Below are 8,039 nucleotides of genomic sequence, written 5' to 3'. Positions count from 1 at the left end.
GACGACAACAGGCTCTGGCGGTTGCGCACGAAATCGCGCACCAGCCCGTCGATCTCCTCGCCGGCTGCGACACGGTCGAGCGCTATTCTGTAGGTGACGGTTCCCGCACCCGACGTACCGAGCGCACTCCCCAAGGTGTAAGCGACAACGGCCGAGCCGGAAAACGACGGATTGGGGGTAAACTTGAGATAATAGCCGACCGGCGTGAAGCCGCCGGCGGCCGCCAGTTCACCTTCGATGATCTCGGCGCGGCCGGCGATCGCAGGAACGACGGAAATGACCAATGCGCTGAGGATTGGGCCGCCGGTTGCGCCACGGTTGAGGTAGACGTTGTTCGGTGCCGTGCCGGCGGGCACGTCGATGACGATGCTTGGCGCCGTCACCGCACGCGGGTTGAGTTTGAGCGTATAGGCCGCCGAACCGCTGGCGCCACGGCTGTCGACGACGCCGATGGTGAAGCGGTAGGTGTCGGGTGTCGCATCCGCGGCCAGTGGCCCGGTCACTTCTCCGGTCGAGACATTGAGCATCATGCCTTTCGGCAAAGTACCGCTCTTGACGCTGTAGATCAGCGCGCCGGTGCCGCCGCTTGCCGAAATCGGCGCGGAATAGGCCTCACCGACCATGGCGTCCGGAAGGCTGCCGGCCGCCGGGCTGAAGACAATGTTGGCGGAGACGACGGCTATGCGATAGCTCGCCTGCCCCGTCGCCCCGTTGGCGTCCGTCGCCGTGACGGTGAACGAGAAGTCGCCGTCGGCGCCCGGCCGCCCGGAGATCGCGCCGCTGGCTGGATCGAGCGTCAGCCCGACCGGCAATGCCCCGGATGTGACCTGATAGAAATAGGGGGCCGTTCCGGCGCTGGCCGTCAGGCTCTGGCTATAGGAAACCCCAGGGACAGCGGCCGCAAGCGTGCCACCGGCCGGAGAAAAAACAAGCAGCGGCGGCGAGACCGTCACCGTGACGGTTGCCGGCGTGGATGTGCCGGTCGCATTCGATGCGGTGTAGGTGAAGCTGTCGGTGCCCGAATAGCCTGGCTCAGGTGTATAGAGGATCTGCAAACCGGAGATCGACGCCGCACCGCGCGACGGCGGACTTGCGATCGCCACCGATGCGGACGCGCCGCCCGAGAGGCTGGGCGAAATGGTGTTTGCCGTCGAATTGGCGGCAACTGTGGCAGCGACGGCGCCGGCTGACGGCGCCTCGACCGCGACTGCCAGGCTATAGGTGGCAGAGCCGGTTGCGCCGTTCGCGTCGGTCGCCTCGATCGTGAAGCTGTAGTTGCCGTCCGTCGTCGGCGTGCCCGACAGGCGGCCGTCGGCTGCAAGCGTCAGGCCCGGCGGCTGCGAACCGGTGATCGCGTAGCTGTAAGGCCCGGTTCCGTTGGCCGCCGAAATCGTCTGATCGTAGGGCTGGGCAACGGTCGCCCCGGAAAGCGATCCAGGAACGGGCGCAAAGGCGAAGATCGGCGCAGACACCGTCACCGTAACCGTCGCCGGCGCTGATGTCCCGGTCGCGTTCGTTGCGGTGTAACTGAAGCTGTCAGTACCGGAGAAACCCGCGGTCGGCGTATAGTTGAACGACGTCCCGGCCACCGTGGCTGTGCCGTGCGATGGCGCGGCGGTGATGGTTACGGAAGCGGCGGCGCCACCGGAAAGATTGGGCGCAATCACATTCGCCGACGAGTTGGCGGCAACCGTCTTTGTCGTAGCGCCGGCAACCGGCGCCTGCACCCGAACAATCAGGCTGTAGCTGCTGGTGCTGGACGCGCCGTAGGTATCCCTGGCGCTCACTGTGAAGTTGAAGGTTCCATCCGCCGTCGGTGTGCCGGACAGGGCACCTCCGGAGGAAAGGACCAGGCCGCTCGGCAAGGCACCGACCGCGACCGTATAGCTATGTGGCCCCGTTCCGCCACTGACGCTGAAGGTTTGGCTATAGGCCGTCGCTGCCGTTGCCGTCGGAAGCGCGCCGGTAGCCGGAGTGAAAACGAAGTTCGGCGCGGAGACCTGGAACAGTTGACGGACGGAAGGGGCAGCGAGAAAAGCGCCGTTGCCAGCTTGCGAGACCTCGATCTCGCAATCGCCACCATTGCGGAAGGTTACCGCACCGCTTGAGGTGACGACGCAGACGCCGGGCGTCATGGATTGCCAGGCTACGGGAAGCCCGGAACTGGCGCTCGCCGTCAGGTTCACCGGCGTCGCATAGTTCTGCGGGCCGGGATTGGAGAAGGCGATCGTCTGCGTCCCCATCGGGGTGACCGCATTGGAGACGCCGGACGCCGGCCCCAGTCCTCCGTTGCCGGTCGCTGTCACCGTGAACGTATAGGATGTGCCGTTGGAAAGCCCCGTAACCGTGACTGGGCTCACATTGTTCGTCGCGACGTGGCCGCCCGGGCTCGACGTGACGGTGTAGAGGTTAATGCTCGAACCACCTGTGTTCGACGGTGCCGTGAACTGGACGACCGCTTCACCATCGCCTGGCGTCGCCGTCACCGCGGTCGGCGCGCCCGGCGCGACCGCATCGACAATGAAGCTGTGGCTCACCGTCGGCGCCGGAAGATAAGTGCCGTCACCCTCCTGGTCCGCCGCAATCGTGCAGTTCCCGGCGCTGTGGAAGGTCAGATCACCGCCGGGAGTGATCGTGCACACGGCCGCGGTCGAGGATGTAAAGGCAATCGGCAAACTCGCGCTCGACGATGCCGTCAGTGTCGGCGTGGTGCCGAAGTTCTGCGCGCCCGGATTGACAAAGTTGATCGTCTGCGGCGAGCGCGGCGTCACCGCATTGGAAGGGACCGACGCCGGGCCGGGAGCAGCGCTGCTGTTGGTCGCCGTCACCGTAAACGTATAGGACGTGCCGTTTGTGAGCCCGCTCACCCTAATGGGGCTCGATGAACCGCTCATTGTCAAGCCACCCGGGCTTGACGTGACGGTGTAGCTGACGATCGTCGCACCGCCGGTGCTCGCCGGCGCAGTGAAGGCGACGTCCGCCCACGTATCGCCGGCCGTCGCCGCGCCGATCGTCGGTGCGCCGGGCGAAACCGCATTGACGGTGAAGTGCTGGGTCACAAGCGGCGCCGGTCGAAAACTGGCATTGCCGACCTGCTCGGCGATGATGGTGCAGTTTCCGGCCGAATGGAATGTCAGTGTCCCGCCGCTATCGGTCGTACAAACGGCCGTCGTCGACGACGTAAATGCAACAGGCAGACCGGAACTCGCGGTCGCGCTCAGCGTCGGGTTGGTGCCGAAGTTCTGTGCGCCGGGATTGGCAAACGAGATCGTCTGGTTGCCCTGAGGGATCACGGCGCCGGAGGGCGCTGACGCAGGGCCGACGCCGACGCTGTTGCTCGCGATCACAGTAAAGGTGTAGCTGGTGCCGTTGGCAAGGCCGGTCACAGTGATCGGGCTGGCCGATCCGGTCCCGGTGAAGTTGCCTGGGCTTGATGTGACGACATAGCCTGTAATCGCGGTGCCGCCGTCGAAGGCGGGCGGCGTGAAGCTCACAGCGGCGCGGGTGTCATCTGCCGTGGCCATAACTGCCGTCGGCGCGCCCGGAGCCACTGCAGCGACATTGATGCTATAGTTTTCGCTCGCCGTCCGGCTATGCATGTCGGTCGCCGTAACGGTGACGTTGAAGGCGCCTGCAACCGTTGGCGTGCCTGTGATCGCGCCGCTTGACGAGGCCAGGCTAAGGCCGGGGGGCAGCGTTCCCGGCGCTGCGGCATAACTGACCGTCCCAAGCCCGTTCACGGCTGCGATCGACGTGTCGGAATAGGCCGTCCCGGCAGTCGCGGCCGTCAACGCGCCGCCTGCGGGCGTCAGGGTCAGGGGCGGCGCCGAAATCGCGATGCTATAGCCAGCCGACGCGGACCCTGCGATCGAGCCTGTCGCGGTGATCGTGAAATTTTTGGTGCCGTAACCTGCCGCCGTCGGCGTGCCGGAAATCGCACCGGTCGAACTCAGGCTGAGGCCGTCTGGAAGGGTGCCGGCCGTTACCACATAGGTAAACGTCCCCACGCCGCCGGTCGCAGAGATCGATGCGCCCGGATAGGCCACGTTCACGTCGCCGCCGGCAAGCGCTCCGGCAGGTGGCGTCAGCACTACCGGTGGCGCTGCAATGGCGATCGAATAGACTTTGGAATCGGTTCCGACGGTCGAAGCCGTCGCCGTCACCGTGAAAGGCGCGGAACCATAGGCGCCAGGAAGCGGCGTTCCGGTGATCGCGCCCGTCGAGGGATTGATGCTCAGACCCGCCGGCAGGGCGCCCGCCGACACCGAATAGGTGATCGCACCGACACCCCCTGTCGCCGAAATCGAGCTGTTTGAGTAGGCAACCCCCACCGTTCCACCCGAAAGCGCGCCGGCCGCCGGCGTCAACACCACTGGCGGCGCCGAAACGTTGATTGTGTAGGTTGCCGAGGCAGTGCCGGATGTCGCCGCCGTCGCCGTCACGGTGAACGTCCTTGCACCGATCGCCGCGTCCGTCGGTGTGCCCGTGATCGCTCCGGTCGTCGTGTTCAGACTCAGGCCGACCGGAAGCGCGCCGGGCGGAACCGAGTAACTGATTGCGCCCGAACCGCCAGAAGCCGAAACCGTCTGCGAATAGGGGCTGCCGACCGTGCCGGCAGCGAGCGTGGAACCGCTCGGCGGAACAAAGATTACCGGCGGAAAATTGTTGATGGTAATCGTCACCGATTGCGTTTTCGAATGGCTGCCGCCGGTCGCGATCGTGGTGCTGTCCTGCACCTTCAGCACGAAGGTCGCGCTCCCCGCAGCCGTCGGTGTGCCGGACAGGAGCCCTCCGGGCGACAGTGTCAGACCGCTTGGCAGCGCATTGCCGCTATCACGCGTGAATATATAGGGAGCCGTGCCGCCGCTTGCGTTGAACTGCACGCTGTAGGCCGCTCCGACGTTCCCGTCAGGCACCGTCGCCGGCGTCACGTTGAATACCGGCGCGGCAATGTTGACGCTGTAACTCTTGTCGACAAACAGCGCCGTCGGGGCGGTGGAATCGGTCACACGAAGCGTGAAGCCGTAATTTCCGGATCCGGTCGGCGTTCCCGTGATCGCGCCCGCATTGACCGTCAGCCCCGGCGGCATTGTCCCACCCACCTGCACATAATTGTAGGGCGCGACGCCACCGGTGGTGCTGAGAGCTTGGCTGTAGGCGGTGCCGACAACCGGCGCCGGCAGGCTTGCTGGCGTTACCGTCAGTGGCGAACTTGAAGGCGTGATCGTGATGTTGAACGTGACGGGCTCGGCGAGATCGTCCTCCACGATAAAGGTGTCCGACGTCGCCCCGTCTCCATTGTTGGTATAGACCAACGCATAAACGTTCTGTGGTGTGCCAAATGTCAGGCTTCCGTGCGACGGAGCCGCAATCGTACCGCCAAAGCCACCGGCCGCGCAGGTGAACATCACGGTGCCGCCGGAGGCGATCGTGGCCGACTGGGTCGGCGAGCAAGCTGCCCTCGCGACGGTCGCGGGCAAAAGGCTGGCCATACAGACAAGAACTGTAAATGCGAGGAACGAAGCCCCCTGCGCCCACCGGGCGCGCGCGCCCCAGACTCGTCCCCGAAATCGTTGAAACATGTCGCCGCCCCCGCGCGCACCGTGCGCCGCATGGACGCTCGTCCATCGTCACGATCAGTCCGTTCACCGCCTCGTCCACTGATTGACATGTAAAATCGAGTCTCACAACCCAGAATCGCACTACCTGTGCGCGAATACGAATAAAAAGATCGCGTACCGTCACTTCCCAAGATGCTCGTTATGAGAGAGAGTGCGCCACAGGGGATATCCAGAGTCGTCGGGAATAGGGAGCGCGGCACGCATGACCGAAGTCTTCATCGGGCAGATAATGATGGGCGGATTCAATTTTGCGCCGCGAGGGTTCGCGCTCTGCAACGGTCAGATTATGCCGATCGCCCAGTACCAGGCACTGTTCTCTCTGCTGATGACCAAATATGGCGGCAACGGAACGAACAATTTCGCGCTTCCCGACCTGCGCGGCCGAACGCCCGTTGCTTTCGGACCATCCGCCGACGCGGGTTGGCAACCGCCGACACCTTATGGGATCGGCAACCACGACGGCGAAGAAGCGGTGGCGCTCACCTCTGCCGAAATCCCGCCGCACACGCATCAGGGCAAGGGGACGACCGCCCCCGGCAAGTTGCGCGTGCCCGCAAACATGCTCTATGCCACCACAACTTTGCCGATCTACGCACCGACGGGAGAAACCCAGGTGCAACTCTCTCAGCCAAGCGTGGCGCCGGCAGGCGACGGACAGGCTCATTCCAACATGCAACCCTACTCCGCCATCAATTTTAGCATCGCACTGACGGGCATCTACCCATCACGCAACTGAGCCAGTCGCCGGAGGTTTAACATGAGCGCTCCCTATGTTGGAGAAATTCGAATGTTCGGGTTTCCCCGTGTGCCGATCGGGTGGCAAGCCTGTGATGGTACGCTGTTGCCGATCGCCGACAACGAACTGCTGTTCAATCTGATCGGAACCACCTACGGCGGCGATGGCCAATCGAATTTCCGTGTTCCGGACCTGCGCGGCCGTGTGCCGCTTCACTTCGGCAGCGCACCAAACCGCTCACCGTACGCGATCGGCGCAGTCGGCGGCACCGAAAGCGTCACGCTTTTGAGCACGCATTTGCCGACGCACAGCCACCCGATGTACGCAACGAACGCCGCTGCAAATGCCACGACCATCGGCGCGGGCGTCGAACTCGGGGCGCTTAGCAGCAATACGATGTATGCCACGGACGTCTCCGGTCTTGACGCGCAGAAAACCAACCCGAGTTCAACCGAGCCGGCCGGTGGCAACCTCCCTCATGACAACACAATGCCGACGTTGCCGGTGCAGTTCTGCATAGCAGTCGTCGGCATCTACCCGACGCAAAGCTGATACGAGCGGCCATTTCACAATTAGGGGGAAAGAATGACAGAGCCTTTCGTTGGTGAAATCCAATTGTTCGGTTTCGATTTTGCGCCAAGAGATTGGGCTTTCTGCAACGGCACCACAATTCTGATCCGCCAGAATACCACGCTCTACTCGCTCATTGGCGTCACGTACGGAGGAGACGGTCGAAACACCTTCCAACTGCCGAATTTCTCCGGCCGAGCCAGCTGCGGTTCGGGAACCGGACCCGGCCTTTCGCCGCGATCGGCCGGACTGGCTTTTGGCGCGGACAATGTCACCCTGCACACTCCGGAAATGCCGGGACACACCCATTCATTTACCGCCTATCTGCAGCCGGACTCGACGAAAAGGGCAAGTGCCCCGTCAGCCGGGAACTCACTGACCTTGCCTCTCGACAGCCCGGTCATGGCCAAGGACGCCACGGCGGATGCAAAGTTCGCCGCGGGTATGATCGGCCCCACGGGAGGCGGTTCGTCGCATGAAAACCGTCAACCCTTTCTCGCGGTGAACTTCAGTATCGCCCTTCAAGGCGTGTTTCCGCAATTCTCGTGACGACATCCGACACCATGCCCCTGGTGGACTTTCCAGTGCGGACTGTCCCCGCTCGCATCACTGTCGCAGGCCTGTCTTTGCGCCATGCCACGTCGGAAGACGTTCCGTTCCTGCTGGAACTCTACCGATCGTTTCGGGCGGACGAACTGGCGCCGGTACCCTGGCCGCCCGAGCGGAAACTCGCCTTTCTCGATCAGCAGTTCCTGTTCCAGCATCGCCACTACATGGCGACCTTTGCCGATGCGGATTATCTGGTCGCCGAGGCCGAATCCCAGCCGATCGGGCGCGTGTATCTGGATTGGAACAAGGACCGATGGCTGATCGTCGACATTGGGTTTCTTCCGCAATGGCGCCGCCAGGGCCTGGGGACGAGGCTTATCGCAGCCATCCAGCAACAGGCTGCCCTCGCGGCGGCCACAGCCATAAGCCTGCACGTCGAACAGCACAATTTCCGGGCTCAAGCGCTCTATTACCGCCTTGGGTTCCGAGCGGTTGAAAACGGCCCGTCACACGTCCGCATGGAATGGCCTTGCAGCAACCACGCCGAAGCAGGTGACCGCTGA

Annotated in this window: 5 protein-coding genes; 4 read left to right on the top strand and 1 reads right to left on the bottom strand. The window is 63.8% G+C overall.

The window, feature by feature from the left end; translation table 11 throughout:
* Positions 1 to 5,480, bottom strand: a 5,480-nt coding sequence (locus tag OKW20_RS30860) for a beta strand repeat-containing protein (RefSeq protein WP_429178375.1), incomplete at its 3' end; no start/stop codon positions are given.
* A gap of 343 nt (positions 5,481 to 5,823) precedes the next feature.
* On the opposite strand from OKW20_RS30860, the gene OKW20_RS30855 reads away from it, so the two are divergent.
* From OKW20_RS30855 to OKW20_RS30840, 4 genes are read left to right on the top strand one after another with little or no spacing between them, the layout of a single operon-like run.
* Positions 5,824 to 6,357 (top strand): phage tail protein, encoded by a 534-nt coding sequence (locus tag OKW20_RS30855; protein ID WP_429119379.1) that lies wholly within the window; start codon positions 5,824 to 5,826, stop codon positions 6,355 to 6,357.
* A 21-nt stretch (positions 6,358 to 6,378) separates the two neighbouring features.
* Positions 6,379 to 6,909: a phage tail protein gene (locus tag OKW20_RS30850; protein WP_429119380.1), complete on the top strand. Its 531-nt coding sequence runs from the start codon at positions 6,379 to 6,381 to the stop codon at positions 6,907 to 6,909.
* A gap of 33 nt (positions 6,910 to 6,942) precedes the next feature.
* Positions 6,943 to 7,476 carry a phage tail protein gene (locus OKW20_RS30845; protein WP_043610789.1) on the top strand — a complete coding sequence of 178 codons (534 nt, stop codon included), beginning with the start codon at positions 6,943 to 6,945 and terminating at the stop codon, positions 7,474 to 7,476.
* A 14-nt stretch (positions 7,477 to 7,490) separates the two neighbouring features.
* Positions 7,491 to 8,039 carry an N-acetyltransferase family protein gene (locus tag OKW20_RS30840; protein ID WP_429119381.1) on the top strand — a complete coding sequence of 183 codons (549 nt, stop codon included), beginning with the start codon at positions 7,491 to 7,493 and terminating at the stop codon, positions 8,037 to 8,039.

Origin of the sequence: Ensifer sp. LBL (genome assembly GCF_050435225.1) — a bacterium.
Lineage (GTDB): Bacteria > Pseudomonadota > Alphaproteobacteria > Rhizobiales > Rhizobiaceae > Ensifer.
Note: the sequence above shows the minus strand (reverse complement) of the source record. Positions and strands in the feature narration are given on the sequence as shown.

Bases quoted from the DNA above. Each gene is read 5' to 3' on its own strand.
- OKW20_RS30855 (WP_429119379.1), top strand. From the start codon at position 5,824: ATGACCGAAGTCTTCATCGGGCAGATAATGATGGGCGGATTCAATTTT.
- OKW20_RS30850 (WP_429119380.1), top strand. From the start codon at position 6,379: ATGAGCGCTCCCTATGTTGGAGAAATTCGAATGTTCGGGTTTCCCCGT.
- OKW20_RS30845 (WP_043610789.1), top strand. From the start codon at position 6,943: ATGACAGAGCCTTTCGTTGGTGAAATCCAATTGTTCGGTTTCGATTTT.
- OKW20_RS30840 (WP_429119381.1), top strand. From the start codon at position 7,491: ATGCCCCTGGTGGACTTTCCAGTGCGGACTGTCCCCGCTCGCATCACT.